The sequence below is a fragment of the Massilia sp. WG5 genome (assembly GCF_001412595.2).
Taxonomy (GTDB): domain Bacteria; phylum Pseudomonadota; class Gammaproteobacteria; order Burkholderiales; family Burkholderiaceae_D; genus Telluria.
Genome location: NZ_CP012640.2, coordinates 408,296 through 433,527, shown reverse-complemented (window position 1 = coordinate 433,527; position 25,232 = coordinate 408,296). Strand labels below are relative to the sequence as shown.

Genomic DNA, 25,232 nt, shown 5'->3' with positions numbered 1-25,232 from the left:
TGCAGTGCGGCTGAGGCCATGTAACATGAGGGCCGTTCCACCTGATTTCGAAAAACAACCATGATTTCCTCCGCTCTCCGCCGCACCTTCTTCCTCGCCGCGCTTGCCGGCGCCTTTGCCGCCCCCGCCCACGCCGACAGCGTCGCTTCCTCGGCCTCCAGCGCCGGTTCGGCCTCGTCGGGCAGCATTTCCGACTCGATCGGCGGCTCCAGCAACAGCTCGAACCATGACCGCCGCGTCACCGCCGGCGACTACCGCGTAATCGACGTCGCCCACGCCCCGGCGAAAGCGGGCATCCGGCGCCTGACCCTGCGCGCCGTTGCCGATGGCAAGCAGGAATTCACCCTCGACGTGCCGGAGCGCGCGCTGGCCGCCCGCGGCGTCGATGCCGGCGCGGTCGTCCATGTCAGCGAACGTGAGTACGGCTACGAATTCGCCTACGCCGACACCAGGCAAGCTTTCTTCCTGGCCCTGCAGGACGACTGGTACCGCGAACTCGGCTCGCGCCAGGTCACGATCTGATGCTGCCGCGCCTCGCGGCCGCCGCGCTCGCCGTCTTGTGCCTTGGCGCGAGCGCGGGCGCCTGGGCCGGCATGCCGGTCCTCTGCGAGCGCGGCAAGGACGTCGGCGCCGCCGACCAGGATCGCGTGCTGCGCTTTGCCGGCGCGGTCAAGCGCGAACTCGATGCCTCGGGCGCGCGCGTGGCGCTGATCTCGCGCGCCGGCCTCGACCTGAGCCGCTTCGGCCTGCTGTATTCGCACGCCGGCGTGGCCCTGAAGGACCAGCCGGGCGCATCCTGGACCGTGCGCCAGCTGTATTACGCCTGCGACGAATCGCGTCCGCGCCTGTTCGACCAGGGCGTGGCCGGTTTCGCGCTCGGCGCCGACGCGCCCGGCCAGGGGCATGTGTCGCTGGTCTTCCTCGACCCGGACCAGGGCGCGCAGCTGGAACAGGCCGCGCGCGACAAGCGGCTGGCGCTGGCCCTGCTGGCCGGCCGCTACAGCGCCAACGCCTACGCCTTCGGCACCCGTTACCAGAACTGCAACCAATGGGTGGCCGAGATGCTGGCCAGCGCCTGGGGACATCTCGACGGCAACGGCGACGCTCCCGCGCGCGAGCGCGCCCAGGCCTGGCTGCGCGCGCAGGGCTACGCGGCGGGACCGCTCAGGGTGCCCTCGCACTGGCTGATGTTCGCCGGCCAGTTCGTGCCGCTGGTGCACGTGAACGACCACCCGGTCGACGACATCTACGCGCTGGCCCTGCGCGTGAGCGTACCGGCCTCGATCGAGGCGTTCGTGCACGCACGCACGCCGCAGGCGCAGCGCGTGGAGCTGTGCCACGACCGCCGCCACATCGTCGTGCATCGCGGCTGGGAAGCCCTCGGCGCCGGCTGCGAACCGATGGCCGGCGACCAGGTGATCGCGCTTGCTCCCTGATCGTCGATAGCGCAAGGATTTGGCGCTTGCCTTAATGTAACGCATCACGAATAATGTGGCGTTCCTGTCAAGCATCCAAGCAAGCACTGAGCCCATGAAACAGCCGGAAGACCAACGCACCATCGAACTCAAGCTCGACACCGCCGCGGCGCGCAAGCGCGGGCGCCCGCCGAAAGCGGACAAGCTCAGCGACGCCGAACGGGCCCGCCGCTACCGGGCGCGCCAGAAGATGATGCCGAAGGACGACTGGAACTACGAGCATCTGACCGCCCTCACCCGCACCGAGATCCTGCGCCTGACCAGCGGCGCGGCCGCCAAGCCGGCTTCGGAAAGCGAGCTGGTCGCCAACTGGGCGTATGGCATGTTCCTGCTGTGGGACCGCACCACGGCCCAGTGCCAGCGCGCGGACGATCGCAAGGAACTGCTGGCGCTGGTCAGCGCCTGACCAGGTACGTTAGCTTCCGAACAGACTGAAAGCAGCCCGCCGTGCATGCTGGCACTCCAAGGAGGGCGACAGCATGGAGAAGGAAGGCAGCGGTCACGAACCCACGACCCCAGCGGGCGGCTGGGGTTCCCTGAAGGAAGTCGGCGGCATCCTGATGCAGGAGCGGATCCCGCCGCAGCGTGCGGCCATCCTGCTCAAGCAGAACAAGCCGGACGGCTATGCCTGCGTCAGCTGCGCCTGGGCCAAGCCGGCCCATCCGCACCCGGCGGAGTTCTGCGAAAGCGGCGCCAAGGCCACCGCCTGGGAAGTCACCAGCAAGCATATCGATCCCGATTTCTTCGCCCAGCACACGGTGCAATCCCTGGAGCGCTGGCACGACCATGACCTCGAAGACCTCGGCCGCCTGACGGTGCCGCTGCGCTGGGACGCCGCGTCCGACCACTATGTCCAGATTTCCTGGGACCAGGCCTTCAGCGAGATCGGCGCCAGGTTGCGCCAGCTCGAGCCGAAGAGCGTGGTGTTCTACAGCTCCGGCCGTGCTTCGCTGGAAACGTCCTATATGTATCAGTTGCTGGCGCGCATGTACGGCAACAATAATCTGCCGGACAGCTCGAACATGTGCCACGAAAGCACCTCGGTGGCGCTGCCGAAGAGCATCGGCGTGCCGATCGGCACCGTCGTCCTCGACGACTTCGCGCGCACCGACTGCATCCTGTTCTTCGGCCAGAACGTGGGCGTCAACAGCCCGCGCATGCTGCACCAGCTGCAGGAAGCGCGCAAGCGCGGCGTGCCCATCATCACCTTCAATCCGCTGCGCGAACGCGGCCTGGTCAGCTTCACCAATCCGCAATCGCCGACCGAAATGCTGACCGGTTCCGAAACCCCGATCAGCACCCAGTACCACCAGGTCAGGGCGGGCGGCGACACGGCCGCGCTGGTGGGCCTGTGCAAGGCGGTGATCGAAGCCGACGACGCGGCCGCCAAGCAGGGAATCGAACCGGCCCTCGACAAGGATTTCATCGCCAGGCACACCCACGGTTTCGAGGAATACGCCGACAAGGTGCGCGCCATTTCCTGGAGCGAGATCGAGCAGGAATCCGGCCTCGACCGCGCCGACCTGCGCGACGCGGCCCGCGTCTACATGGGCGCGCAGGCCGTCATCGGCATCTACGGCATGGGCCTGACCCAGCACCGCAACGGCGTGCAGAACGTGCAGATGCTGGTCAACCTGCTCCTGCTGCGCGGGAATATCGGCAAGCCGGGCGCCGGCATCTGCCCGGTGCGGGGCCACTCCAATGTGCAGGGTCAGCGCACGGTCGGCATCACCGAAAAGCCGGAGCTGGCGCCGCTCGACAAGCTGAAGGAACTGTACGGCTTCGAGCCGCCGCGCGACAAGGGTTTGAACACGGTCGAGGCCTGCAAGGGCATCCAGGACGGCAAGGTCAAGGCCCTGGTCAGCCTGGGCGGCAACCTGGTGCGGGCCGTGCCCGACCACGGAGCGATGGACCCCGCCTGGCGTTCGCTGCCGTTGACGGTGCAGATTTCAACCAAGCTGAACCGCAGCCACCTGGTGCATGGCCAGGCCGCCTACATCCTCCCGTGCCTGGGCCGGATCGAGATCGACCGCCAGGGCGGCGTGGAACAGGCGGTGTCGGTCGAGGACTCGACCGGCTGCATGCACGGCTCGCGCGGGATGGCCGAACCGGCGGCGGACACGCTGCTGTCGGAGCCGGCCATCGTCGCCGGCATCGCCAAGGCCCTGCTTCCTCCGAACCCGAAGGTCGACTGGGACGCCTGGGTGGCCGACTACGGCAGGATCCGCGAGGCCATCGCCCGGACCTATCCGGAGATCTTCCACGACTTCAACGAGCGGATGTGGACGCCGGGCGGCTTCCGCAAGCCGGTCGCGGCCGCCAAGCGCCAATGGAACACCCCGACCGGCAAGGCCAATTTCACGCTGCCCGACAGCCTGGTCGTCGATCCGGACCTGCCCGACCATCCGGACACGCTGCGCCTGTTCACGGTGCGCAGCGACGGCCAGTTCAACACCACCATCTACAGCCTGGACGACCGTTTCCGCGGTGTGACGGGCGACCGCAAGGTGCTCCTGATGTCGCGCGCCGACATGGACGCGCGCGGCCTGGAGGACGGCCAGCGGGTGTCGGCCGTGACCGCCACGAACGACGGCGTCGAGCGCCGCGTGGACGGCCTGAAGGTGATGGAGTATCCGGTGCCGCCCGGCTGCATCGCCGGCTACTACCCGGAATGCAATCCGCTGCTGCCGCTGTGGCACCATGCGAAGGAGGCCTATGTGCCGGCCGCAAAGTCGATTGCGGTGCGAATCGAAGCGACGAGGAGAACATCATGAGCAAGCTCGACCAGGAAGGCCGGAACGACATGCCGGGCCGCGAATTCGCCTTTCCCAAGCAGAAAAAAGAACCATTGGAAGACGCCAGCCACGTGCGCAATGCCATCGCCCGCTTCGACCAGGTCAAGGATGTCACCGACGCCGAGCGGGACGAGGCCTGGAAGCGTATCCGCGCCGCAGCGAAGAAGTTCGACGTGGAGCTGAACGAGAGCGATTGGCGCGAACTGGGCTCGGGCGGAAAAAACAGGCGCTGAAACGGGCACTGGATTACTCGACAGGCTAGAATACACTTGTCATAGTGCAACGTATCTTGCTTGTTGAGTAATATGAAGAATCTGACGCACAAAATTGGACGGCACCTTGCCTGTGTCCTTCTCACAACGGTCGTCTTTCTTTGCCTGAATGGGCTCAACGAGCTGGCATTCCTGCGCTTCGAGCAGAGCAATGGCGTCAACTGGATCTTCTTGCCGGCAGGCATCCGCCTGCTCGCGACCTTGCTCTTCGGGCTCGCCGGCTTCGAAGGCTTGCTGCTGGCCGGCATTTACCTGAACTTTCATCATTTCGAATTCCACAGCGACTTCCGTGCGTGGAGCGGCGCTTTTGCGGGAGCGGCGGGCCCTTATGTGGCATCGCTGTTTGCCCGGCACTGGTTCTTCCTGAAGCCGCGGCTGGAAGGCTTGACCGTCCCGCGGCTTCTGTTCACCGGCGTCTTGTGCGGCATGATGAGTCCGATCTTTCACCATGCTCTGATGTGGGTCCTGACGGGGCTGATGGACTGGACCGCGCTGCTCGCAATGATTGTCGGCGATATCGTCGGCATCCTGATCGTGCTGACGATCGTGAAGGGGCTGGTGGCGCTTGCCGGACGTCGCGATCCGGCTGGTGATCGCCTGCGGCGCTGCATGTCCCGGCTCGGGTGGAAGGGTGCGAACGGTGACATAAGCCGTTGATCCGACTATAATTTCCGGCTTTCGGTTCGCCGATTTGCCAGGAAACCCCATGTCACTGCTCGCCCACCAGCTCGAACTGCTGTCCCCCGCCAAAACCGCCGAGATCGGACGCGAAGCCATCCTGCACGGCGCGGATGCGGTGTACATCGGCGGCCCGGCCTTCGGCGCCCGCCACAACGCCAGCAATCCGCTGGAAGACATCGCCGCGCTGGTCGAGTTCGCGCACCGCTACCGGTCGCGCATCTTTGTGACCATGAACACGATCATGCACGATGCCGAGCTGGAAACGGCGCGGAAGCAGATCTGGGACCTGTACAAGGCCGGCGTCGACGCCCTGATCATCCAGGACATGGGCCTGCTGGAACTGGACCTGCCGCCGATCCAGATGCACGCCTCGACCCAGTGCGACATCCGCACGGTCGAAAAGGCGAAATTCCTCAGCCAGGTCGGCTTCAGCCAGCTGGTGCTGGCGCGCGAGCTGACCATCGAGCAGATCAAGGCGATCCGCGCCCAGGTCGAGACGCCGCTCGAGTACTTCATCCACGGCGCCCTGTGCGTGGCCTTCTCCGGCCAGTGCTATATCTCGCACGCCGATAATGGCCGCAGCGCCAACCGCGGCGACTGCTCGCAGGCCTGCCGCCTGCCCTATACGCTGTCGGACGGCCAGGGCCGCGTGGTGGCCTTCGAAAAACACCTGCTGTCGATGAAGGACAACGACCAGAGCCGCAACCTGGAAGCGCTGGTCGACGCCGGCATCCGTTCCTTCAAGATCGAGGGCCGCTACAAGGACATGGGCTATGTGAAGAACATCACTGCCCACTACCGGCTGCTGCTGGACGAGATCCTGGAGCGCCGTCCGGAACTGGCGCCGGCCTCCAGCGGCCGCACGAACATCATGTTTACCCCGGACGTGGACAAGAACTTCCACCGCGGCCACACCGATTATTTCGCTACCGGCCGCAAGGAGACCATCGGCGCCTTCGATTCGCCCAAGTACGTCGGCGTGGAACTGGGCACCGTGGCGCGCATCGGTGGCGACAACTTCGACCTCGTCACGAATGCGCCGATGGCCAACGGCGACGGCCTGAACTACATGCACAAGCGCGAGACGGTCGGCATCCAGGCCAACACCGTGCAGAAGCTCGGCGAAGATGCCGAGGGCCAGCGCTGGCGCGTGTTCCCGAATGAACCGGTGTCCAGCCTGCCGGGCCTGAAGGTCGGCACGGCGGTCAGCCGCAACCGCGACCACCAGTGGGAATCGGCGTTGAGCAAGAAATCCTCCGAGCGCAAGGTGGCGGTCGACCTGCTGCTGTCCGAGGTCGACGGCGGCCTGCGCCTGAGCGTGACCGACGAAGACGGCATCGCCAGCCACGCCGATGCCGCGCTGGCGCTGCAGCCCGCCCAGCAGGCGGCGGCCGCCGAAGCCGGCCTGCGCACCAGCCTGGGCAAGCTCGGCAACACCATGTTCGAGGCCCGTTCCGTCGCGCTGCAGCTGTCGCAGCCCTGGTTCGTGCCATCCAGCAGCATCAACGCGCTGCGCCGCGACGCCATCGCCGCCCACGAGGCCGCGCGACTGGCAAGCTGGGAGCGTCCGGAACGTGCACCGGCGGCCGAGCCGCCGGCCGTGTATCCGGAAGCACAGCTCAGCTACCTGGCCAACGTCTACAATGAAAAGGCGCGTGCCTTCTACCACAAGCACGGCGTGCAGCTGATCGCCGCGGCCTACGAAGCGCACGAAGAGCCGGGCGAGGTCTCGCTGATGATCACCAAGCACTGCCTGCGCTTCTCCTTCAACCTGTGTCCGAAGCAGGCCAAGGGCGTGCAAGGCGTGCAGGGCCAGGTCCGGGCCGAACCGATGACCCTGGTCAGCGGCGACGAGCGCTACACCCTGAAGTTCGATTGCAAGCCCTGCGAGATGCACATCATCGGCGCGATGAAGCCGCACATCCTGAACTCGCCGCCGCCCTCCGCGATCCCGTACAGCCCGCTGGTCTTCCACCGCCAGCGGCCACGCGCCTGAGACAGCTGGTGCAGGCAGCCACTATAATCGGGCTCAGCCATATTTTTCGAAAGCGCTCGATGAAAGTTTCCTGCCTGCCGCCGCTGCTGGCCCTGTCCCTGTTGTCGGTCACCGGCGCCGCGCTGGCCGACGATGCCGCCATCCTGAAATGCCGCAGCCTCGGCGATCAGCAGGCCCGTCTCGCCTGCTACGACGGGATGCCGCTCGGCGCTGGAGTGCCCGGCGCAGCCGCTGCGCCGGCTGCCGCGAACGCCGAACAGCGCTTCGGCCTCGAGCAGGTCAAGACGAAGGAAGCCACACCGCAGTCGATCGAGAGCACGATCCCGGGCGAGTTTTCCGGCTGGGAACCGGGCGCGCAGATCCACCTCGCCAACGGCCAGGTCTGGCGTGTGATCGACGGCAGCAGCGCCGTGCTGTCGCCGATGAAGAATCCGCAGGTCAAGGTGACGCGCAATACCTTCGGCACCCTGTTCCTCGAGATCGAAGGCACCAACAACTCCCCCAAGGTGCGCCGCATCCGCTGACGACGACCCGGCTACGCGCTCACCAGCTCGGTGTGGCCGAAGCCCTTGGAGTAATCGAGGATGGACACCATCTGCGGCCGGATCCGCACGAACGCGACCTCGCGCGCCATGTTCGGCCCGCCCCATTCCGACACTGCCGGGAAGCGCCGCTCCAGGCAGGCGGCCGCCAGCGCCGCCTCGTGCGGATCGTCGAGCAGCTCGGCCATGCCGCTCATCGACAGGCCGCGGATCTCGCGCCAGTCGTGGTAAGGCAGGTTGATCGTCAGCGACACCCTGCCGTTGCCGCGGATGTTCCTCGCCTTCTGGCTGTTCCTGCCGATCCCGACGTAGATCAGCATTTCCTCGTGGGCGAAGCTGACCGTGGTCGCCTGCGGATAGCCATCCGGGCGGATGGTCGCAAGCGTCAGGTCCTGCGCGGTGTCCAGCACCTGCAGGACGAATTCCTGCTGTCCCCTTTCCATCACACCTCCTGTCGGTCCCTGCCGTCCGCCGCGGGATTCCGCGTGCGTCCCTCAATCCACTATAGCGCACCGCATGGCCGTGCGGTGGCCGGTCCGGCTCGCCGAATCCCTGTTCCGCCACGGTGAGCGCATTTGTATCGTCCGCCACCGTTCCGGAACGCAAGGCATAATATTGCCTAAACGATAATTGATAAATGTTTATTTCCCGCTGGCTATTGAGCGGCCTGCATTTTTACACTTGGTTACACTCTGCAGGTCACTATCGCTGGTCTTCATGCAATGTCTGCCGCGATTCGAGGACCGGCCGACCGTTTTACATGGAGGATGGATTGGCCCATAAACGCCTGCTGTGCATCGCCCCGGCTCACGCGGATACGGACACCCTGTTGCGCGGTGTCATGCCGGACTGGGAGATCTGCAGCGTCACGAGCCTCGGCGACGCCGGGCGAGAATTACGCGCTAACCACTACCTTGTCGGACTGCTGGTGCACGACCGCGAACAGCAGCGCCCGGGCGAAATCGACGCATTCCTGCGCCGCCACAGCAATATGCAATGGGTCGGCGTGTTCAATCCGCGCGACCTCGAATCGACACCCTGCCGCGACCTGGTCATCGAACACCTGTGCGACTACCATACCGCGCCGGTCGATCCGCTGCGCCTGTCGCACACCCTCGGGCATGCGCACGGCTGGGCGATGCTGAAGCGCCGCCGCCAGCAGCTGATCGATCATGCGCATGCCGATTCGCCGCTGATCGGCCAGTGCGACGCGATCGTGCGTCTGCGCGCGCAGGTCGACCGGGTCGCCAAGGTCGGGGCGCCGGTGCTGATCTGGGGCGAGAGCGGCAGCGGCAAGGAGCTGACCGCCCAGGCCATCCATTCGGGATCCGACCGCGCGGCCGGCCCCTTCGTGCCGATCAACTGCGGCGCGATCTCGCCCTCCCTGATCCACTCCGAGCTGTTCGGCTACGAGCGCGGCGCATTCACCGGCGCCACCCGCAGCAAGGCCGGCCTGATCGAATCGGCCGATGGCGGCACCCTGTTCCTCGACGAGATCGGCGACCTGCCGAAGGATCTGCAGGCCAACCTGCTGCGCTTCCTGCAGGAGAAGACAATCTGCCGCCTGGGCAGCACACGCAACATCCCGGTCGACGTGCGCGTGATCGCCGCCTCCCACGTGCAGCTGCAGCAGGCCGTGGCGAAGGGCGACTTCCGCGAAGACCTGTACTACCGCCTGGCCGTGGTGCCGGTGACGGTTCCGCCCCTGCGCGAACGGCGCGAGGACATCGTCGCCCTGGCCGAACACTTCTTCCACGTCTATACGAGCGAGAAGGCGCCGCGCCTGAAAGGCTTTTCGGACCGCGCGATCGCCGCCATCCTCGACCACGACTGGCCTGGCAATGTACGCGAGCTGATCAACCGCGTGCGCCGTGCGATGGTGATGTCCGACGGGCGCCTGATCACGCCCGACGACCTCGGACTGTCATCCGGGATTCCCGCCCCGACCTCCGCGGCGCTGGACGACGCCCGGATGCGCTCGGAGCGAACCGCCCTGCGCGACTGCCTCGACCGCAGCGGCCAGAACGTCAGCCGCGCGGCGCGCGACCTGGGCGTGTCGCGCACCACGATGTACCGCCTTCTGAGCAAGCATGGCATGCGGTCCTGAGGGGTTCACACATTCTTCACATCTGTAACAGGGTGTGTCAAAGGTGTGAACGCGGGTGTGTACGTTGCAGTACCCAAGTTGACACCTCTGTACCGGATTTGAAACAGTATGCCGGCAAATTCGGCAAATTATGCAGGAAAAGTACTACCCGCGCCGTAGGACCATGCGCACAAAGTCAACAAAAACAAATACTTAGCGAACTCATCCGTGTAGCTGGCATTGGTTGTGCAATAGACAAAAGTGTCGGCGATACAGCCGACCTGTCACCAACCAATCAGACCCAGAGGGGAAAACGAATGAACAAGACTTTGCTCGTAACCGCCATCACGCTCGCTTTCTCGCTGAGCGCGCAGGCCGATGATTCCGTTGTGGCCCGCGGCGGCAGCACCGTCACCACGACCCGTACGGCGACGAACACCAGCACGAACACCGATAGCAGCGACCGCAGCAACCGCAGCACCACGGACAACAGTGACAGCAGCGCCGGCAAGAATGGCACCGCACGCGCCGACGCCGTCGGCGCCGCCGCGGCGAACAATGGCAACGCGACCTCGAACCTCTCGAATGCCTACAACACCTCGACCGCGACGGCCACGAGCAACCTGAGCGGCTCGGTCTCCGGCAACAACGTCAGCAACATCGGCAACGTCGCCAGCAATTCGGGCAACGCCAACGGCGCCGGCGGTGACGGCGGCCGCGGCGCGACCGGCACCAGCGGCGGCGTGACTGCCTCCTCGGGCGCAGGCGCTGCAGGAGCAGGCGCGAACGGCGCAAGCGGCGCGGCCGGCGGCATGGCCAGCAACGGCTCGGCCACCGCAGGCGGCGCGACCTCGGGCTCCTCGACGAGCGGCGCAGCCGGTGACGGCGGCCGTACGGCTGCGGCCACCACTGGCGCCGGCGGCGCAGGCGGCGCGGGCGGCGCAGGCGCGGCAGGCGGCGGCTCGACCGCCAACGGCGGCTACGGCGGCGCCACCGGCGCCGGCGGCTCGGCTTCGGGCGCCAACGGCGGCGATGCCGGCGGCAACATGGGCGGCAACGGCGGCTACGCCGGCGGCGCAACCGGCGGCGCGGGCGGCGCAGGTGCAGCAGGCGGCCGTGGCGCTGCCGGTGGCGCGGGCGGCGCAGGCGCGGCTGGCGGCATGGGCGGCGCGGCAGGCAATGCCGGCGCCACCACCGGCAACAGCAGTGCAACCAGCGGCACGACCCGTGCCGGCGGCAGCTGGGCAACCACCGGCGCCGGCGGCGCCGGCGGCGGCTCCGACGCCACCCCGGGCACCGGCGGCGCCAGCGGCGCCTCGACCTCGGGCGCACCGTCGGCCACCGGCGGCGCCGTGACCGCGGGCGCCAACTCCGCTACCGCTGGCACCACCAGCGGCGGCGCTGGCGCAGCCGGCGGCGCAGGCGCGGCAGGCGGCGCAGGCGGTTCGGGCGCAGCCGGCGGCGCGGGTGCAGCGGGCGGCACCGCCACCGCAGGCACCGGCGGCGCAGGCGCCGGCCACACCAGCACTGCCGGTAACGGCGCAGGCAACACCGCCGCCGCATCCGGCGCCGGCGGTGCAGGTGCAGCGGCTACCTCGACCGGCGGCGCCGGCGGCGCCGGCGCAGCAGGCGCGGCTGGCGGAACCAGCGGCTCGGCCTCGAACACCGCAGGCGCCGGCGGCGCGAGCGGCTCGTCGGCCTCGGGCACTGCGACGGCCGGCGCGGCCACCGTCGGTAACACCACCGCCGGCAACGGCGGCAACGGCGGCACCGGCGGCACCAGCACCGGCGGCCGCGGCGGCGACCTGGCAGCGATCACCACCGGCTACGGCCAGGGCGGCATGGGCGGCGCAGCGGCGGGCGGCGCCGGCGGTACCAACAGCGTCACCACCGGCAACTTCGACATGTCGAACAACATGAGCGGCACCGCTCAGGGCGCGGCCGGCGTGATGATCATCAGCCAGAACACCGGCATCTCGTCTCTGGTCCAGCAAAGCGTCAACGTCCAGAGCAACATGAACGTCGGCGGCCACTAAGCGGCGCGGAGGGTGAAACGACAGCTGCGCCCTCGGGCGCAGTTGTCGCGTAACCCGGTAGTCCAGCAAACGGGGGTACAGAATGCAGCAATCATTCAACCAGGGAGTCGTCAGGCGCGCGTGCAGCTTCGCTGTGCTCGCGCTTCTGGCGTTTCCGGCCTGGGCCGGACCGGGCGAGCCGGAAGCCGGCCAGGACGGGACCGTCCCGCCGGCGGCGCAGCAGGACGCGAAGCCGGCAGCGGTCGCGCCCTCCCGGTCCGGTCTCGGCCTCGACTTCGGGCCAGCGGCCGACCTTGGCAAGCTCGAGCAGGCACGCGGCGGCACCGACGCCAAGACCGACGTCAAGCTCGACGGCGTCGTGACTGGCAACAGCGCCACCAACGTCTCCACCGGAGGCAACGTGATCGATTCGGGTGCGTTCTCGAACATGTCCGGCATCCCGGTCGTGATCCAGAACAGCGGCGCCAACGTACTGATCCAGAGTTCCACCGTCATCAACGTGCAATTCAAATGAAGCATAGCGCCCCGCTTCTGCTGAATGCGCTGCTGTGCGCACTGATGGGCGCCACCTGCGTGAATGCGGCCGAGCTGCCGATCGCGGGCGGCGCCCGTTTCAATGTTCCCGTGCACAGCCTGAAAGAACTGAAGTTCATTTCCACCACCCGCCAGCAGTACGACTTCAGCTGCGGCTCGGCCGCGCTGGCCACCCTGCTGACCCACCATTACGGCTACCCGATCAGCGAAACCACCGCCTTCCAGGCGATGTGGGAGCACGGCGACCAGCAGAAGATCCGCCGCGAAGGCTTTTCGCTGCTCGACATGCAGCGCTACCTGGCGACGATCGGCTTCAAGGCCGACGGATTCCGCCAGCCGATCGACAAGCTGGTCGAGGCCAAGGTGCCGGCCATCGTGCTGATTTCCGAAAAAGGCTACAACCACTTCGTCGTCATCAAGGGCGCCCAGGACGGGCGCATCCTGCTCGGCGATCCGTCCAGCGGCACGCGCGCGATCACGCGCGAACATTTCGAATCCATCTGGCCGACCCGGCTGCTGTTCGTGATCCACGAAGCGCCGACCCGGCCCCAGTTCAACCTCACCGCCGACTGGCGCGCCGCACCGCGCGCGCCGCTGAGCGACGCGGTGGACCGGACCGGCATCGATTACATGGGCCTGCCGAAATTCGGCCCAACCGACTTTTAAGAGGAGATACCATGCGCCTCCCCGTCAAGATCTGCCTGCTCCTGGCCTGCGCCGCGGTCGCCGGCCAGGGGCTCGCGGAAGCGCCGGACAACCCCTTCGACCCGGCGCAGGCGGTCGAACCGGCTGCCCTCGACGCCCTGCGCGGCGGCTTCGAGACCGACACCGGACTCGTCGTCTCGCTCGGCATTGAACGGATCGTCACCATCAACGGCAACGTCGTCGAACGCAGCCAGCTGGACCTGGGCGACCTGGGCAGCCTGGCCGGCGGCATCTCGAAACTCTCGGGCGACGCCGCCGGCCAAGCCCACCTGATCCAGAACGGGGTCGGCGACCTCAACGTCCAGCTCGGCAGCAGCGCACTGGGCGCCACCATGATCCAGAACAGCCTGAACGACCAGTTGATCCGTAACCAGACCATCATCAATGCCAACGTCAGCGCGCGCGGAATGTTGCAAAACATGAATTTCCAGTCCACGCTCGCGAACGCCTTAAACTCAGCCGTCACAGGAAGGTGACGGGTTCTACCGGAGAAAAGCAATATGCAAAAATTTCCAGCGCTGTCGAGCGTGATTGGCGTCAGCCTTGTCCTCGCGGCCTTCCCGGCCGGCGCCCAATCCGGCCCTGATCTATTGGAACAGCTGAAGATCATGCGACAACAGCTGGAAGAACAGCGAGCCCGTGTGGACGAACTGGAACGTCAGCTGCGCGCGGGCGCTGTGACGGCGGGCAGCCAGCTCGACACGGTGCGCGGCACCGGCAATCCGCAGCCGCCGGCCACGGCGACTGCGCTGTTGCCGTCGCCCATCAGCGCGCCGGTGGCGGGACAGCCGGCCGCGCCTTATCCGTCCGCTGCGCCGGGCAACTCGCTCGACCGCCTGCGCGGCGCCGGCCCGGCCGCGGCGGCCGCCAACGGCCAGCAGATGGACAACGGCGCCGCGCCGGCGCCGTCGCCGCAGCCGATCGCCAGCGGCGACACGGTCGGCCGTCCGCCCAGCGAAGCCAGCCGCGCGCCGCAGGTGGCGCCGATCTTCGAAACGCCGGGTGTGCTGACGCCGCGCGGCAAGCTGGTGTTCGAACCCTCGGTCCAGTACGGCTACTCGTCGAGCAACCGGGTGGCGCTGGTCGGCTATACGGTGATTCCCGCCCTGCTGATCGGCCTGCTGGACGTGCGCGAGGTCAAGCGCAACACGACGACCGCCGCGGCGACCTTCCGCTACGGTTTCAATAACCGCCTGGAACTCGAGGCCAAGGTCCCCTACGTCTACCGCAGCGACTCCACGGTCAGCCGCGAGCTGTTCACCGGCACCGCCACCGAACGCGCCTTCGACACCAGCGGCAAGGCGGTCGGCGACGTCGAGCTCAGCGGGCGCTACCAGCTGAACGACGGCGGCATCGACAAGCCGTATTACATTGCCGGCCTGCGCTTCAAGTCGCGCACCGGCCGCGATCCCTTCGAAGTCGTGACCGACTGCCAGACCCGCTGCCTGGGCGAGAACGTCACCGGCACCGGCCTGCCGCTCGACCTGCCGACCGGCTCCGGCTTCTATTCCCTGCAGCCGAGCGTCACCTGGCTGATGCCGTCCGACCCGGCGATCTTCTTCGGCAGCTTCAGCTATACCCACAACTTCAAGCGCGGCAACGTCTACCGCACCGTGCTGAACGGCGAGCGCGAGTTCCTGGGCGACGTGAAACCAGGCGACGTGTTCGGCTTTAACTTCGGCATGGGCCTGGCGCTGAACGAAAAGGCCTCGTTCAGCATCGGCTACGACCACAACTCGGTAGCCCGCACCCGCCAGGGCGGCCAGGTGGTGCCGGGCTCGGTGCGCATCCAGCTGGGCACCCTGCTGCTGGGCTATTCCTACCGCCTGAGCGACAAGCGCACGCTGAACGTCTCGGTGGGCGCCGGCCTGACCCGCGACACCCCGGACGTCACCCTGATGCTGAGGATGCCGTTCTCGTTCTGAGCGCGTAAAACGAAACGGCGCGCCGCCCTCCCGGGCCGGCGCGCCGTTTTTATGTGACGCGTGCTTTTAAATGTAGTAGATCAGCGCGGCCAGGCCGACGATCAGGCCGACCTTGGTCGCCTTGTACGCGGTCTTGTTCCAGGCCTTGTAGCGGCGGCGGTACTGGCCCATCACGTGCGAGATCCGGAACAGCTTGCTCACCAGGCCGGTCTGGTCGCCGGTCTCGTTGGGTGAGGCGGCGGCCGTCATCATGGTGCGGCCCAGCCAGCGGTTGATGCCGCCCATGCCGTAGCGCAGTGGGCGCTCGACGTCGCAGAACAGGATCACGCGATCCTGGCCGCTGGTGTTCTCGGCCCAGTGGATGAAGGTTTCATCGAAGATCACGCCCTGGCCGTCGCGCCAGCTGTAGCGCTGGCCGTCGACTTCGATGAAGCAGCGGTCGTCGTTCGGCGTGGCCAGGCCCAGGTGGTAGCGCATCGAGCCTGCGAAGGGATCGCGGTGCGGATTCAGCTTGGCGCCGTGCGGCAGTTCGGCGAACATCGCCGCCTTCACCGAGGGAATCCCCTGCAGCAGCGCATAGGTTTTCGGGCACAGGCGTTCGGCCGACGGGTGGCTGGCGTCGTACCACTTCAGGTAGAAGCGCTTCCAGCCGGTCTTGAAGAAGGAATTGAAGCCGGCGTCGTTGTTCTCTTCGGACGCTTTGATCTTCTGCAGCGCGACCAGGTTCAGCGCCTCGTCACGGATGACTTCCCAATTCTGCTGCAACACATCGAGTTCCGGAAATTCGCGGACCGGGATATAGGGCGTGCTCGGCACCCGGGAGAACAGGTGCATGAAGATATTGATCGGCGCCATGAACGACGAATGGTCGAACAGCTGCCGGCCGAACGGCAGGCGCACCTTACCGCGGAAATGGATGTGCAGGACGGAAAGGATGAGAAAACCGACGACTGCCCACTTCATTACGCCTCCACTTGCACCTGTCTGAACGGAGCGCAAGGATACCATATGCGGCGGGCAGCCGTACGCCGGCCCTCCCGCCATTCGGCGGAGGAACCGGTTTCCGGCTGCGACTTGTCGTGGGTGTGCTACAGGGTCAGTGCATCGTGGATGTGACCGCGTAACCTTTTTCGGCCAGCTGGCCGTTCAGATTCCGGATGTCGTAATCCTCGATCTGCTGGGCATCGTCGTCCACCTCGACGGCGCGGGCTTCGACTTCCCAGTCCGTATTCGTGGCTTCCTCGGGAATGTTGCGGGTTTCGGGCACCGCCAGGTACGAAAATTTGCCGTCCTGTTCGGCTCTGCGGTAAATATCCAGGCGCATAGTCGTTTCCTTTCTAAGCATGGCTGACGAATGAAAGCCATCAGTATGCCCACGATAGGCGAAGGATGGAGCACGGTCTGTTAATCGACGCACACTGGCTTAAGGTAAAGAAACTGAACCTAGCGTCCTGGCGAAGCGCCGAGGATCCGTGCCGGCAGCAGCACGACGGCCTTCAGCAGTTCGAACACGGCTTCCACACCGATCCCGAGCAGGCGGAACGGCAGCAGGACCAGCCACACCAGCGGGTACAGGAACAGTGCCAGCAGGGCGAGAGGCCAGCACAGGAACAGCAGCAGCAACCAGGCGAGGAATCCAAGCATTGTTCGCTCCTTCAGGCATGGGGGGATTCGATGCTGTGACTGTACTGACAAGTGCCTGGCGGGGCAACGATCTTGCGACGAATGGCAGCAGATGGGGATGGACGGATGAAAACGGGGGCTGAATGAAAAACGGCCCCGAGGCGGGGCCGTTGCGCAGGGAAGCTGTGTTCAGCCGTTCAGGCGTACACCGTCGACTCGACAGCCGGCTCGGCGACCGCTTCCTGCTCGAAGCGCGCCACCAGTTCGGTGCGGATCGACGCCTCCAGCGAGGGCAGCGAGCCGCCGCAGCGGTAGGCGAAGCTGATCTGGACGATGTCGCCGGCACGGACCTCGAGCGGCTGTGCCAGCGGCAGCATCATGTAGTGGTTCAGCCAATCGACCGTCGTGCCCAGTTCCTCGATGATCGACAGCACGTTCTTGGTGATGAAGCGCAGTGCATTCAGGGTGCCGGCCTTCTCGACCTGGACCCGGCCTTCCCAGGCGACCAGCGGGTCCACCGGCTGGTTGAAGTCGAGGATGCTGTACACGGCCGGCTGGGCCAGTTCGACCGTGCCCGGGTAGATGACGTTGGTCGGCTGGAACTGCACGATCGGCGCGTTGAAACCTTCGAAATCGTATTCCTGCTGCAGCGGCTGGACCGCCATGATGACGGCTTCCGGCATGAAGACCGGCAGCGGGCCGCCGAAGCGCGCCAGGTAGCGGCGCTTGAAGGATTCGATCACCTCGACCTGCTTCTCGCGCAGCATGCCGACATGGATCATCTCGCAGATCACGATATCGACCGGCTCCGGCGGCAGGTACTCGAAGGCGTCGGCGTGGATCACCTCGACCTTGTGGCCGTTCTGGTTCATGGCCAGGAACTTGCGGGCTTCACGCACCATGTCGGGATTGAACTCGACGCAATAGACCTTCTCGGCGGCCTGGGCCGCGAAAAAGGACAGCACGCCGGTGCCGCCGCCCAGTTCCAGCACCTTGGCGCCCGGCTTGACAGCGTGGAAGATCGCCGACTTGAAGCTGTGCATGCGATTCTGGTCCATCAGCATGTTGTGGTGGTAATGGACCGGGATGAACTGCCCCAGATAGCAGCTCTCGATTTCGCGTTCGTTCAGCATGTTGTTCCTCGTTGTCAGCTCCGCGTCCCGCCGGCGCCGTGGTTGATTGCGTCAGAGCATTATCTGCAACGAGGAAAGATTTTGATGCGCGGAGCTGATGGGGATTTCCGCGCCAGTTTGTCGATTGGGCTTGTTGAAGTGACTTCAGCGTGCGCCTTTGCTGCGCTCCCCGATCTGCGCCGCCGTCAGCCCCTCGGTGTTCCTGAGCTGAGGATTCGCGCCCTTCTCCTTCAGGAACGCGACCATGTCCGGATGCCCCTCGCGCTCGGCCATCATCAGGGGCGTCATGGCGCCGCTGGCCGGCGGCGAAACGGCATCGACCTTGGCGCCGTGCTTGATCAGGAGCCTGGCGATGGGCTCGTCGCCACTGGCGGCCGCGTAGTGCAGCGGGGTCCAGCCCGGGCGGTTGACGGCCGCGCCGCGCTGGACCAGCACCTCCGCCGCCGCCTGGTTATGCTTGAAGGCCGCCATCATGAGGGCGGTGTTGCCATTCAGGGCCGGGGCGTCGAGCTGGATGCCGGGGTGGTCGACCAGCACCCGGAAGACCCGCATCGAGCCTTCGCGCAGCGCCGCCACCAGCGCCGGCTCGCCGCCGACCGGATTCGGCCCGTTCGGGTCCACGCCCGCCGCCAGCAGGGACTTGACGGTGCTTGCGTCGTCCATCTGGACCGCGCGGTAAAAATCCGAGACCTGGCCCGGCGTCGCAGCGAACGCCATGGCGTTTGGAAAGGCCGCCACGACCAGCGCTGCAAGAATCGACCGGCCGGTCAAACGAAGAAATCCGCGACGCTGCATCATGGTTCAGGCCCTCCTCAGTTTTTCGCTATGTTGAACAGCTTGTAAAAGTTGTCGGTAGTGCGCTCCGCCACCTCGCGCAGCGGCACGTCCTTGAGCGTGGCGATGAACTCGGCCACGTGCGGCACGAAACCCGGCTCGTTCATTTTCCCACGGTAGGGCACGGGCGCGAGATAAGGCGAGTCGGTCTCGATCAGGATGCGGTCGAGCGGCAGCGCCCGCGCCACAGCCTGCAGGTCTTTCGCGCTCTTGAAGGTGACGATGCCGGAAAAGGAGATGTAAAAACCCATCTCGATCGCCGCCTGCGCGACCTCCAGCGTCTCCGTAAAGCAGTGCATCACGCCGGCAACGCCGCCCTTGTCGACCGCCGCGCCCTCTTCCTGCAGGATGCGGATCGTGTCGGCGCTGGCCGAGCGGGTATGGATGATCAGCGGCTTGCGGGTCGCGCGCGAGGCGCGGATGTGGGTGCGAAAGCGCGCGCGCTGCCACTCCAGGTCGCCTTCGAGGCGGTAGTAATCGAGGCCGGTCTCGCCGATCGCGACGATCTTCGGATGGCCGGCCAGGCGCACCAGTTCCTCGACGGTGGGTTCGGGCGTGTCTTCGTAGTCGGGGTGCACGCCGACCGACGCGTAAATATGCGGATACTGCTCGGCCAGGGCGAGCACGCTGGGAAATTCCGGCAGGTTGACCGACACGCACAGCGCCTTGTCGACCTTGTTCTCGGCCATCCTGGCGAGGATCTCGGGCATGCGGGCTGCCAACTCCGGGAAATTGATATGGCAATGTGAATCGATGTACATCCGCTTATTGTACGCGATGCCCGGACGGCGCCCAGCGCCGCGCGACGATGTGGTAGCGCACCTCCAGCTCGTCCTGCACCGCGAGCAGGCCGCCCCCGACCGAAAACGGCGTGATGCCGAAATCGGTCTGCTTCAGCCGCACCGTTCCGCTCGTATCCAGGCGCGCGGCCTCCACCTCCAGCGTGCCCGGCAGCGTCATCCAGCGCGTGAAGCCGTGCAGCGTGACGGCGGCGCGCAGTTGCCGCCCCGGCGTCAGCTCCGCATGCAACGTCACCGTCGGATAGCGCGCCGCCTCGAGCACCGGACCCAGCATATTCCTGCGCGTGCCCTCGACCGCTTCCGCCGATGGCTGGGTGTCGATGCCCGCCTCGCGCAGAAGTCCGGCCTCGTCGATGCTCATCCGGTCGACACGGAAGGCGATGTCGGCCCGACCCAGGCCGGGCGCCGCATAGCCCTCCAGGCTGCGGCTCGCCACCACATGGTTGTGGCCGAGCCGCGCCGCCAGGCCCGCCCGGCGCACCACGACCGCCACCAGCGAAGCGTCCGGATCGACCTGGTACACGGCGCTGCCTGCGGCGGCGGCCGCGCGATACGCTTCCCGATACGCGTCCCGGTCGGCTGCCGCGCCGGACGCCGCGCCGGGCTGTGGCGGCGCCGGCGGCGCGCAGGCAGCGAGAAGCATCAGCAATGGAAGGACGCGCTTCATGGTCCGTGAAGCTTAACAGGACGCCGCCGCAAGCGCCGCTATGCCAAACTCGGTCACAAGGACCACTCAGCATGGAGATTTTCTATGAGCAACGAGCAGAAGGATCAGCAGCAGAAGCAGCAGGCGGAGCAGACTCAGCGGAGCGGACAGCCGGCGCCGGCCGGCAGCCAGCCAGGCGCCGACCAGGCCGGCCAAGCGCAGCAGAGCGCCCAGCCCGACCCTCATCCGGACTTTGACGCGCTGGCGAACAAGAAGCCGGAAGAACTGACGCCGGAAGAACTCCGGCTGATGGCGGACACGATGCCCGGCGAGGGACCGGGCGACTGAATTTTAGTCTGCGACGCGCTTGCCGAGGATGATCAGGTCGCGCTCGATCCCATCCAGGTTGGCCACCCGCGGGAAATTCGCCCAGGTCTCGAAGCCGTACTTGCGGAACAGGGCCAGGCTGGGCGCGTTGTGGCCGAAGATGAAGCCCAGCAGGGTGTGCACCTTGATATTCGGCGCGAAGGCCATCGCCTGTTCCAGGCAGTAGCGGCCGATGCCCTTGCCGCGCCAGCTTTCGGCGATGTAGATCGACACCTCGGCGGTGCCGGAGTAGGCCGGACGGCCATAGAAGTTCGAGTAGGAGCACCAGCCGATCACTTCCGGATCGTCGGATTTGTCCGCGGCGTCATGGATGACCCACAATGGACGGCGTTCCGGGGTGTGGTCAGCGAACCATTGCTCGCGCGACTGGACCGTGATCGGTTCGGTGTCGGCGGTGACTTCGCGCGAGGCGATCGTGGAGTTGTAGATATCGACGATGACGGGCAGGTCGTCGATGCGGGCAAGGCGGTGTACGTACGACGGCATAAAAATTTGATCGATTTACAGGGTATGGGTGGCGCGTGAGGAACGCAGCGCGGCGCCCAGGATTTCTTCGATGCGCAGCTTGGCGCGCTGGCCGGTTTCGTCGGCCGGGAAATGCACGCCGATGCCTTGCGCCTTGTTATTGTTGGCGCCGGCCGGCGTGATCCAGGCGACCTTGCCGGCGATCGGGTATTTGTTCGGGTCATCCATCAGCGACAGGATCAGGTAGATCTCGTCGCCGATCTTGTACGGCTTGTTGGTCGGCACGAACATCCCGCCATTCTTCAGGAAAGGCATGTAGGCCGCGTACAGCGCCGCCTTCTCCTTGATGGCGAGCGAGAGCACGGACGGCCGCGGCGCCTGGGGCGTCGTCGGCAAACCCGGTGGTGCGTTCGGGTCGGTGGGCAAGCCGTTCATCGGAATCCTTTCGTGGCTAGATCAAGCGCTGCAGCAGGCAGTGTAATCAAGCAACATATCTTCGACAAACAATTTCGGCGACAGCGGGTGATCCGCCACCGCGCGCCGTTCGTTGGTCGACTTGATCGCCTGCATCAGCTTGGCCGTATGGACGCGCTCGGCCAGCTTGGCCAGCTGCTGGCGATACCGCGGATAATAGCGGATCGTGCCGGACAGCTTGTACGAAAACACGTCATACAGCCACCGTTGCTGCCATGCGACGAGGGATGCCAGCGGCGCTTTGCTCAATTTGTCAGCGGCACGCAACGCGGCCTCGACGCTCGGCTGGGCCAGGATGTGCAGCAGGGCGTCCAGTTCTTCGCGGCTGCCGGTCTCGGCCTGGACGAGGGCCGCCAGCGGCGCCCCGCCCTGCTCGCGCAGCCAGCCGTCGGCATCCTGCACGCCCTGGGCCTCGAGCCAGGCCAGGGCCTGGGCGTGCTCGGGCATGGGGAGCGCGAACTTGCGGCAGCGCGACAGGATCGTCGGCAGCAGCCGGTCCAGGCCGTTCGACGCCAGCAGGAACACGGTGCCCGGCGGCGGCTCTTCCAGCGTCTTCAGCAGCGCGTTCGAGGCCGGCATGTTCAGCGCCTCGGCCGGATACAGCACCACCACGCGCAAGCCCTGGCGGTGGGTCGAGATGTTCATGAAGTCGGCCAGCGCGCGCACCTGCTCGATCTTGATGTCTTTCGAGGCCGTCTTCGAGGATTTCGACTTTTTATCGGTGTCGGCGGCGTCCTCGCCCTCGGCCGGCGGGGCTTCGTCTTCCATCGCTTCCGGCCGCACGCGGCGGTAGTCGGGATGGTTGCCCTGGGCGAACCAGCCGCAGGACGCGCACGCGCCGCAGGCATGGCCGTCGGGACGCACGTTTTCGCACAACAAGGCCTGGGCGAAGGCCTCGATGAAGTCGGCCTTGCCGATGCCGGCCGGGCCGTAAAACAGGATCGCATGGGGCAGGCGGACGCGCATCTGCTGCAATTGCGTCCAGGCCTCTTCCTGCCAGGGGTAAGTGATGCCACTGAGCTTCACAACAACTTCTCCAGTGCCGCACGCAGGGCGGTGCGGACATCGTCGATGGTGCGGGTCGAGTCGATGACCACGATCCGTTCGGGGTGCTCCTTGGCGCGGCGCAGGTATTCGTTGCGGCAGCGCTGGAAGAAGGCGGCCTCCTCGGACTCGAACTTGTCGAGGGTGCGGGTGGCGTCCAGGCGCTCGCGCGCGACTTCCAGCGGCACGTCGAACAGCAGGGTCAGGTCGGGCTGCAGGTGCGGATGCACCCACTGTTCCAGCCGGTCGAGCTTTTCGAGCGGCAGGCCGCGTCCGCCGCCCTGGTAGGCGAAGCTGGCGTCCGTGAACCGGTCGGACAGCACCCAGTCGCCGCGCGCGAGCGCCGGCTCGATGACTTGCGCAATGTGCTCGCGGCGGCTGGCGAACATCAGCAGCGCCTCGGTTTCCAGGTCCATCCTTTCGTGCAGCAGCAGCTCGCGCAGCTTTTCGCCGAGCGGCGTGCCGCCCGGTTCGCGGGTCGACACCACGGTCTTTCCGGCGTCCTTCAGCAGGTCCGTCACGAAGCCGATGTGGGTCGACTTGCCGGCCCCGTCGATGCCTTCGAAGGTGATGAAACGGCCCGTCATTTCGCCCCCTGGCGCTGATACTGGTTGACCGCCTTGTTATGCTCGTTCAGGTTGGCCGAGAAATGGCTGGTGCCGTCGCCGCGCGAAACGAAATACAGGGCCTCGGTCTTGGCCGGCGTCAGCGCCGCCGCCAGCGACTCCACGCCCGGCAGCGCGATCGGGGTCGGCGGCAGGCCGGCGCGGGTGTAGGTGTTGTACGGGGTGTCGGTCTCGAGATCCTTCTTGTGGATCTTGCCGTCGTACTTGTCGCCCATGCCGTAGATGACGGTCGGATCGGTCTGCAGCAGCATGCCGGTCTTGAGGCGGTTCACGAACACGCCCGCGATCATCGAGCGTTCGCTTTTCTGGCCGGTCTCCTTTTCGACCAGCGAGGCCATGATCAGGGCCTGGTAAGGGTCGGTGTACGGCAGGTTCGGCTCGCGCTTTTCCCAGGCCGTCTTGAGGCGCTTCATCATCATCTCGTGCGCCTGCCTGTAGATCTGCAGGTCGCTGGAATTCTTCGCGAACAGGTAGGTGTCCGGGAAGAACAGGCCTTCGGGCGTCGCGTATTTCGCGTCCGGCGCCACCTTGGCCAGCAATTCCTTGTCGGACAGCTTGGCCGTCTCGTGCTTCAGGTTGGGCGCGGCGTCGACCGCCTGGCGCATCTGGCGAAAGGTCCAGCCTTCGATGATGGTCAGCGATTCCTGCGCGAATTCGCCGCGCACCAGCTGGGTCAAGAGGCGCCGCGGGTTCGTATCCGGCTTGAGCTCGTAGCTGCCGGCCTTGATCTGGCTCGCCTTGCCGGTCACGCGCGCGAGCACCCCGAACAGGAAGCCGTTGATCGGCACCCCGGAGCTCGCCATCTGCTGGGCGGCGCCGGAGACGCCGCTGCCCTGGGCAATGGCGAATGGAATGATGGGGCTGTCTGCCGTGGTGATGGGCTGCTTCGCCCACCACTGGAAGCCCCCGACGGCCGCGACTGACACGATCACGCCCGTGACGATGAGTTTTCTTATTAGTGCCATGTGAAGTCTGGTTTTGCGCCGTGCCCGACGCGAATTTGTCGACAACTCTATAATGAGGCCGTAATGATAAAGCCTAATCAAGAAATAGATCAGAATTTGACACGCGGATCGTATGAATAACTGGATCGAACACCTCGCCTCGCTCGGCGCACGCTTTCACCAAGACGAAGCCACGCAAGTCGAAGACTTCGGCAAGACCCTCTCGGCCGCCGATCTCGCCGCCGGCATGGTGGCGCCGGTCACCGACCTCGGACTCATCGCCGCCGCCGGCGACGATGCGGCCAGTTTCCTGCACAGCCAGCTGACCAATGACGTCGAACACCTCGGCGCCAATGAAGCCCGGCTGGCCGGCTACTGCACGCCGAAGGGCCGCCTGCAGGCCACCTTCCTGATGTGGCGCGGCGGCCAGGAGAACAAGGATATCTACCTGGCCCTGCCGCGCGCCATCCAGGCCCCGCTGCAGAAGCGTCTCAGCATGTTCGTGCTGCGCGCCAAGGCGAAGCTGCGCGACGCCACCGAGGAAGCGGCCACCGCCGCCGTGCTCGGCCTGGGCGGCGCGAAGGCCGGCGAAGCGCTGGCGCGCCACGTCGGCGCCCTGCCGGCCGCGCCCTACGCCAAGCTCGATGGCGCATTCGGCACCGTGATCCGCCTGGGCGACGCCTTGGGCGCGCCGCGCTACCTGTGGATCACCTCGGGCGACAGCGCCGTCGCGGCCCTGCCGCAGCTGCGCGAGACCCTGGCGTTGGGCGGCAATGCCGCCTGGCGCCTGGCCGAGATCCACGCCGGCGTGCCGCAGGTGACCCAGCCGACCCAGGAACAGTTCGTGCCGCAGATGGTGAACTTCGAGCTGATCGGTGGCGTGAACTTCAAGAAAGGCTGCTATCCGGGCCAGGAAATCGTGGCCCGCAGCCAGTATCTCGGCAAGCTGAAGCGCCGCATGACGCTGGCCACGCTGCCCAATGCCGCGGTGCGCGCCGGCGACGAAGTGTTCTCCAGCGCGGACCCCGACCAGCCGTCGGGCATGATCGTCAACGCCGCGCCGAACGGCCAGGGCGGCGCCGATGCCCTGGTCGAGATCAAGCTGGCCGCGCTCGAGCATGAGGTGCGCCATGGTTCCGCCGGCGGCACCCAGCTGGCCTTCCTGCCGCTGCCCTACGCCCTCGACGCGCCGGAAGCGTAATGGTCCGC

General features: G+C 66.4%; 29 protein-coding genes. 16 read left to right on the top strand and 13 right to left on the bottom strand.

All coding sequences use genetic code 11. From position 1 onward, the window contains the following. Positions 1–60: 60 nt before the first annotated feature. From AM586_RS01945 to AM586_RS01910, 8 genes are all read left to right on the top strand, one after another. Entirely contained in the window at positions 61–522 is a 462-nt protein-coding gene (locus AM586_RS01945; RefSeq protein WP_047825126.1) for a hypothetical protein, read from the top strand. Then, the gene (locus AM586_RS01940; RefSeq protein WP_047825125.1) at positions 522–1,436 is read left to right on the top strand and encodes a DUF2145 domain-containing protein; all 915 of its coding nucleotides are present in this window, start codon (positions 522–524) and stop codon (positions 1,434–1,436) included. Before AM586_RS01945 ends, AM586_RS01940 begins: the two co-directional genes overlap by 1 nt. 94 nt (positions 1,437–1,530) lie before the next feature. Continuing rightward, entirely contained in the window at positions 1,531–1,881 is a 351-nt protein-coding gene (locus AM586_RS01935; RefSeq protein ID WP_047825124.1) for a hypothetical protein, read from the top strand. Positions 1,882–1,954: 73 nt separating this feature from the next. After that, positions 1,955–4,249 carry an FdhF/YdeP family oxidoreductase gene (locus tag AM586_RS01930; protein WP_047825123.1) on the top strand — a complete coding sequence of 765 codons (2,295 nt, stop codon included), beginning with the start codon at positions 1,955–1,957 and terminating at the stop codon, positions 4,247–4,249. After that, entirely contained in the window at positions 4,246–4,503 is a 258-nt protein-coding gene (locus AM586_RS01925) for a DUF6582 domain-containing protein (protein ID WP_047825122.1), read from the top strand. Before AM586_RS01930 ends, AM586_RS01925 begins: the two co-directional genes overlap by 4 nt. A gap of 72 nt (positions 4,504–4,575) precedes the next feature. Continuing rightward, a complete protein-coding gene (locus AM586_RS01920) occupies positions 4,576–5,199 on the top strand; it encodes a hypothetical protein (RefSeq protein ID WP_047825121.1) in 624 nt (207 codons plus the stop codon). 49 nt (positions 5,200–5,248) lie between these two features. Next, positions 5,249–7,219: a U32 family peptidase gene (locus AM586_RS01915; protein WP_047825120.1), complete on the top strand. Its 1,971-nt coding sequence runs from the start codon at positions 5,249–5,251 to the stop codon at positions 7,217–7,219. Positions 7,220–7,278: 59 nt separating this feature from the next. Then, a complete protein-coding gene (locus AM586_RS01910) occupies positions 7,279–7,743 on the top strand; it encodes a hypothetical protein (protein WP_047825119.1) in 465 nt (154 codons plus the stop codon). An 11-nt stretch (positions 7,744–7,754) separates the two neighbouring features. On the opposite strand, the gene AM586_RS01905 is transcribed toward AM586_RS01910, so the two are convergent. After that, a complete protein-coding gene (locus tag AM586_RS01905; protein WP_047825118.1) occupies positions 7,755–8,204 on the bottom strand; it encodes a pyridoxamine 5'-phosphate oxidase family protein in 450 nt (149 codons plus the stop codon). A 329-nt stretch (positions 8,205–8,533) separates the two neighbouring features. Between AM586_RS01905 and AM586_RS01900 the strand changes: the two genes are divergently transcribed. From AM586_RS01900 to AM586_RS01875, 6 genes are all read left to right on the top strand, one after another. Continuing rightward, the gene (locus AM586_RS01900) at positions 8,534–9,868 is read left to right on the top strand and encodes a sigma-54 dependent transcriptional regulator (protein WP_229411169.1); all 1,335 of its coding nucleotides are present in this window, start codon (positions 8,534–8,536) and stop codon (positions 9,866–9,868) included. Positions 9,869–10,164: 296 nt separating this feature from the next. Continuing rightward, positions 10,165–11,883, top strand: coding sequence for a hypothetical protein (locus AM586_RS01895; RefSeq protein ID WP_060566886.1), 1,719 nt, complete (start codon positions 10,165–10,167; stop codon positions 11,881–11,883). Positions 11,884–11,965: 82 nt separating this feature from the next. Further along, complete coding sequence (locus AM586_RS01890) at positions 11,966–12,397, top strand: hypothetical protein (RefSeq protein ID WP_047825115.1); 432 nt, start codon at positions 11,966–11,968, stop codon at positions 12,395–12,397. 44 nt (positions 12,398–12,441) lie between these two features. Continuing rightward, entirely contained in the window at positions 12,442–13,083 is a 642-nt protein-coding gene (locus tag AM586_RS01885) for a C39 family peptidase (RefSeq protein WP_229411183.1), read from the top strand. A gap of 11 nt (positions 13,084–13,094) precedes the next feature. Beyond that, complete coding sequence (locus AM586_RS01880) at positions 13,095–13,598, top strand: hypothetical protein (RefSeq protein WP_047825114.1); 504 nt, start codon at positions 13,095–13,097, stop codon at positions 13,596–13,598. 132 nt (positions 13,599–13,730) lie between these two features. After that, positions 13,731–15,047, top strand: a complete 1,317-nt coding sequence (locus tag AM586_RS01875) for an acetate kinase (protein ID WP_373887938.1) — start codon at positions 13,731–13,733, stop codon at positions 15,045–15,047. A 66-nt stretch (positions 15,048–15,113) separates the two neighbouring features. On the opposite strand, the gene lpxO is transcribed toward AM586_RS01875, so the two are convergent. The 7 genes from lpxO to AM586_RS01840 all read right to left on the bottom strand — a co-directional run bounded on the left by lpxO (position 15,114) and on the right by AM586_RS01840 (position 20,104). Further along, positions 15,114–16,010: a lipid A hydroxylase LpxO gene (gene lpxO / locus AM586_RS01870; protein ID WP_047825113.1), complete on the bottom strand. Its 897-nt coding sequence runs from the start codon at positions 16,008–16,010 to the stop codon at positions 15,114–15,116. Positions 16,011–16,143: 133 nt separating this feature from the next. Beyond that, a complete protein-coding gene (locus AM586_RS01865; RefSeq protein WP_047825112.1) occupies positions 16,144–16,371 on the bottom strand; it encodes a DUF6139 family protein in 228 nt (75 codons plus the stop codon). Between the two features lie 119 nt (positions 16,372–16,490). Further along, positions 16,491–16,691 (bottom strand): hypothetical protein, encoded by a 201-nt coding sequence (locus AM586_RS01860; protein WP_047825111.1) that lies wholly within the window; start codon positions 16,689–16,691, stop codon positions 16,491–16,493. A gap of 176 nt (positions 16,692–16,867) precedes the next feature. Beyond that, the gene (locus tag AM586_RS01855; protein WP_047825110.1) at positions 16,868–17,803 is read right to left on the bottom strand and encodes a methyltransferase domain-containing protein; all 936 of its coding nucleotides are present in this window, start codon (positions 17,801–17,803) and stop codon (positions 16,868–16,870) included. Between the two features lie 144 nt (positions 17,804–17,947). Beyond that, positions 17,948–18,601 (bottom strand): ankyrin repeat domain-containing protein, encoded by a 654-nt coding sequence (locus AM586_RS01850; RefSeq protein WP_229412946.1) that lies wholly within the window; start codon positions 18,599–18,601, stop codon positions 17,948–17,950. 14 nt (positions 18,602–18,615) lie between these two features. Continuing rightward, positions 18,616–19,398 (bottom strand): TatD family hydrolase, encoded by a 783-nt coding sequence (locus AM586_RS01845; protein WP_047825109.1) that lies wholly within the window; start codon positions 19,396–19,398, stop codon positions 18,616–18,618. Positions 19,399–19,402: 4 nt separating this feature from the next. Continuing rightward, positions 19,403–20,104: a YceI family protein gene (locus AM586_RS01840; RefSeq protein WP_047825108.1), complete on the bottom strand. Its 702-nt coding sequence runs from the start codon at positions 20,102–20,104 to the stop codon at positions 19,403–19,405. An 84-nt stretch (positions 20,105–20,188) separates the two neighbouring features. Here AM586_RS01840 and AM586_RS01835 point away from each other — a divergent pair, with 84 nt between their 5' ends. Next, positions 20,189–20,431, top strand: a complete 243-nt coding sequence (locus AM586_RS01835) for a hypothetical protein (RefSeq protein ID WP_047825107.1) — start codon at positions 20,189–20,191, stop codon at positions 20,429–20,431. 3 nt (positions 20,432–20,434) lie between these two features. Here AM586_RS01835 and AM586_RS01830 read toward each other — a convergent pair whose 3' ends face one another. Genes AM586_RS01830 through mltG form a run of 5 tightly spaced genes read right to left on the bottom strand, consistent with a single transcriptional unit; the run spans position 20,435 to position 24,044 of the window. Then, the gene (locus AM586_RS01830; RefSeq protein WP_047825106.1) at positions 20,435–20,956 is read right to left on the bottom strand and encodes a GNAT family N-acetyltransferase; all 522 of its coding nucleotides are present in this window, start codon (positions 20,954–20,956) and stop codon (positions 20,435–20,437) included. A gap of 15 nt (positions 20,957–20,971) precedes the next feature. Further along, positions 20,972–21,370, bottom strand: a complete 399-nt coding sequence (locus tag AM586_RS01825; RefSeq protein ID WP_047825105.1) for a PilZ domain-containing protein — start codon at positions 21,368–21,370, stop codon at positions 20,972–20,974. Positions 21,371–21,391: 21 nt separating this feature from the next. Continuing rightward, on the bottom strand, positions 21,392–22,435 hold the full coding sequence (locus tag AM586_RS01820; RefSeq protein ID WP_082439595.1) for a DNA polymerase III subunit delta': 1,044 nt from the start codon (positions 22,433–22,435) through the stop codon (positions 21,392–21,394). Then, positions 22,432–23,040 (bottom strand): dTMP kinase, encoded by a 609-nt coding sequence (gene tmk, locus AM586_RS01815; protein ID WP_047825104.1) that lies wholly within the window; start codon positions 23,038–23,040, stop codon positions 22,432–22,434. Before tmk ends, AM586_RS01820 begins: the two co-directional genes overlap by 4 nt. After that, positions 23,037–24,044, bottom strand: a complete 1,008-nt coding sequence (gene mltG / locus AM586_RS01810; protein ID WP_197416445.1) for an endolytic transglycosylase MltG — start codon at positions 24,042–24,044, stop codon at positions 23,037–23,039. Before mltG ends, tmk begins: the two co-directional genes overlap by 4 nt. Positions 24,045–24,156: 112 nt before the next feature. Between mltG and AM586_RS01805 the strand changes: the two genes are divergently transcribed. Then, on the top strand, positions 24,157–25,224 hold the full coding sequence (locus tag AM586_RS01805) for a folate-binding protein YgfZ (protein ID WP_047825103.1): 1,068 nt from the start codon (positions 24,157–24,159) through the stop codon (positions 25,222–25,224). The last annotated feature ends 8 nt before the right edge of the window (positions 25,225–25,232 follow it).

Bases quoted from the DNA above. Each gene is read 5' to 3' on its own strand.
- AM586_RS01945 (WP_047825126.1), top strand. From the start codon at position 61: ATGATTTCCTCCGCTCTCCGCCGCACCTTCTTCCTCGCCGCGCTTGCC.
- AM586_RS01940 (WP_047825125.1), top strand. From the start codon at position 522: ATGCTGCCGCGCCTCGCGGCCGCCGCGCTCGCCGTCTTGTGCCTTGGC.
- AM586_RS01935 (WP_047825124.1), top strand. From the start codon at position 1,531: ATGAAACAGCCGGAAGACCAACGCACCATCGAACTCAAGCTCGACACC.
- AM586_RS01930 (WP_047825123.1), top strand. From the start codon at position 1,955: ATGGAGAAGGAAGGCAGCGGTCACGAACCCACGACCCCAGCGGGCGGC.
- AM586_RS01925 (WP_047825122.1), top strand. From the start codon at position 4,246: ATGAGCAAGCTCGACCAGGAAGGCCGGAACGACATGCCGGGCCGCGAA.
- AM586_RS01920 (WP_047825121.1), top strand. From the start codon at position 4,576: ATGAAGAATCTGACGCACAAAATTGGACGGCACCTTGCCTGTGTCCTT.
- AM586_RS01915 (WP_047825120.1), top strand. From the start codon at position 5,249: ATGTCACTGCTCGCCCACCAGCTCGAACTGCTGTCCCCCGCCAAAACC.
- AM586_RS01910 (WP_047825119.1), top strand. From the start codon at position 7,279: ATGAAAGTTTCCTGCCTGCCGCCGCTGCTGGCCCTGTCCCTGTTGTCG.
- AM586_RS01905 (WP_047825118.1), bottom strand. From the start codon at position 8,204: ATGGAAAGGGGACAGCAGGAATTCGTCCTGCAGGTGCTGGACACCGCG.
- AM586_RS01895 (WP_060566886.1), top strand. From the start codon at position 10,165: ATGAACAAGACTTTGCTCGTAACCGCCATCACGCTCGCTTTCTCGCTG.
- AM586_RS01890 (WP_047825115.1), top strand. From the start codon at position 11,966: ATGCAGCAATCATTCAACCAGGGAGTCGTCAGGCGCGCGTGCAGCTTC.
- AM586_RS01885 (WP_229411183.1), top strand. From the start codon at position 12,442: ATGGGCGCCACCTGCGTGAATGCGGCCGAGCTGCCGATCGCGGGCGGC.
- AM586_RS01880 (WP_047825114.1), top strand. From the start codon at position 13,095: ATGCGCCTCCCCGTCAAGATCTGCCTGCTCCTGGCCTGCGCCGCGGTC.
- AM586_RS01875 (WP_373887938.1), top strand. From the start codon at position 13,731: ATGCGACAACAGCTGGAAGAACAGCGAGCCCGTGTGGACGAACTGGAA.
- lpxO (WP_047825113.1), bottom strand. From the start codon at position 16,010: ATGAAGTGGGCAGTCGTCGGTTTTCTCATCCTTTCCGTCCTGCACATC.
- AM586_RS01865 (WP_047825112.1), bottom strand. From the start codon at position 16,371: ATGCGCCTGGATATTTACCGCAGAGCCGAACAGGACGGCAAATTTTCG.
- AM586_RS01860 (WP_047825111.1), bottom strand. From the start codon at position 16,691: ATGCTTGGATTCCTCGCCTGGTTGCTGCTGCTGTTCCTGTGCTGGCCT.
- AM586_RS01855 (WP_047825110.1), bottom strand. From the start codon at position 17,803: ATGCTGAACGAACGCGAAATCGAGAGCTGCTATCTGGGGCAGTTCATC.
- AM586_RS01850 (WP_229412946.1), bottom strand. From the start codon at position 18,601: ATGATGCAGCGTCGCGGATTTCTTCGTTTGACCGGCCGGTCGATTCTT.
- AM586_RS01845 (WP_047825109.1), bottom strand. From the start codon at position 19,398: ATGTACATCGATTCACATTGCCATATCAATTTCCCGGAGTTGGCAGCC.
- AM586_RS01840 (WP_047825108.1), bottom strand. From the start codon at position 20,104: ATGAAGCGCGTCCTTCCATTGCTGATGCTTCTCGCTGCCTGCGCGCCG.
- AM586_RS01835 (WP_047825107.1), top strand. From the start codon at position 20,189: ATGAGCAACGAGCAGAAGGATCAGCAGCAGAAGCAGCAGGCGGAGCAG.
- AM586_RS01830 (WP_047825106.1), bottom strand. From the start codon at position 20,956: ATGCCGTCGTACGTACACCGCCTTGCCCGCATCGACGACCTGCCCGTC.
- AM586_RS01825 (WP_047825105.1), bottom strand. From the start codon at position 21,370: ATGAACGGCTTGCCCACCGACCCGAACGCACCACCGGGTTTGCCGACG.
- tmk (WP_047825104.1), bottom strand. From the start codon at position 23,040: ATGACGGGCCGTTTCATCACCTTCGAAGGCATCGACGGGGCCGGCAAG.
- mltG (WP_197416445.1), bottom strand. From the start codon at position 24,044: ATGGCACTAATAAGAAAACTCATCGTCACGGGCGTGATCGTGTCAGTC.
- AM586_RS01805 (WP_047825103.1), top strand. From the start codon at position 24,157: ATGAATAACTGGATCGAACACCTCGCCTCGCTCGGCGCACGCTTTCAC.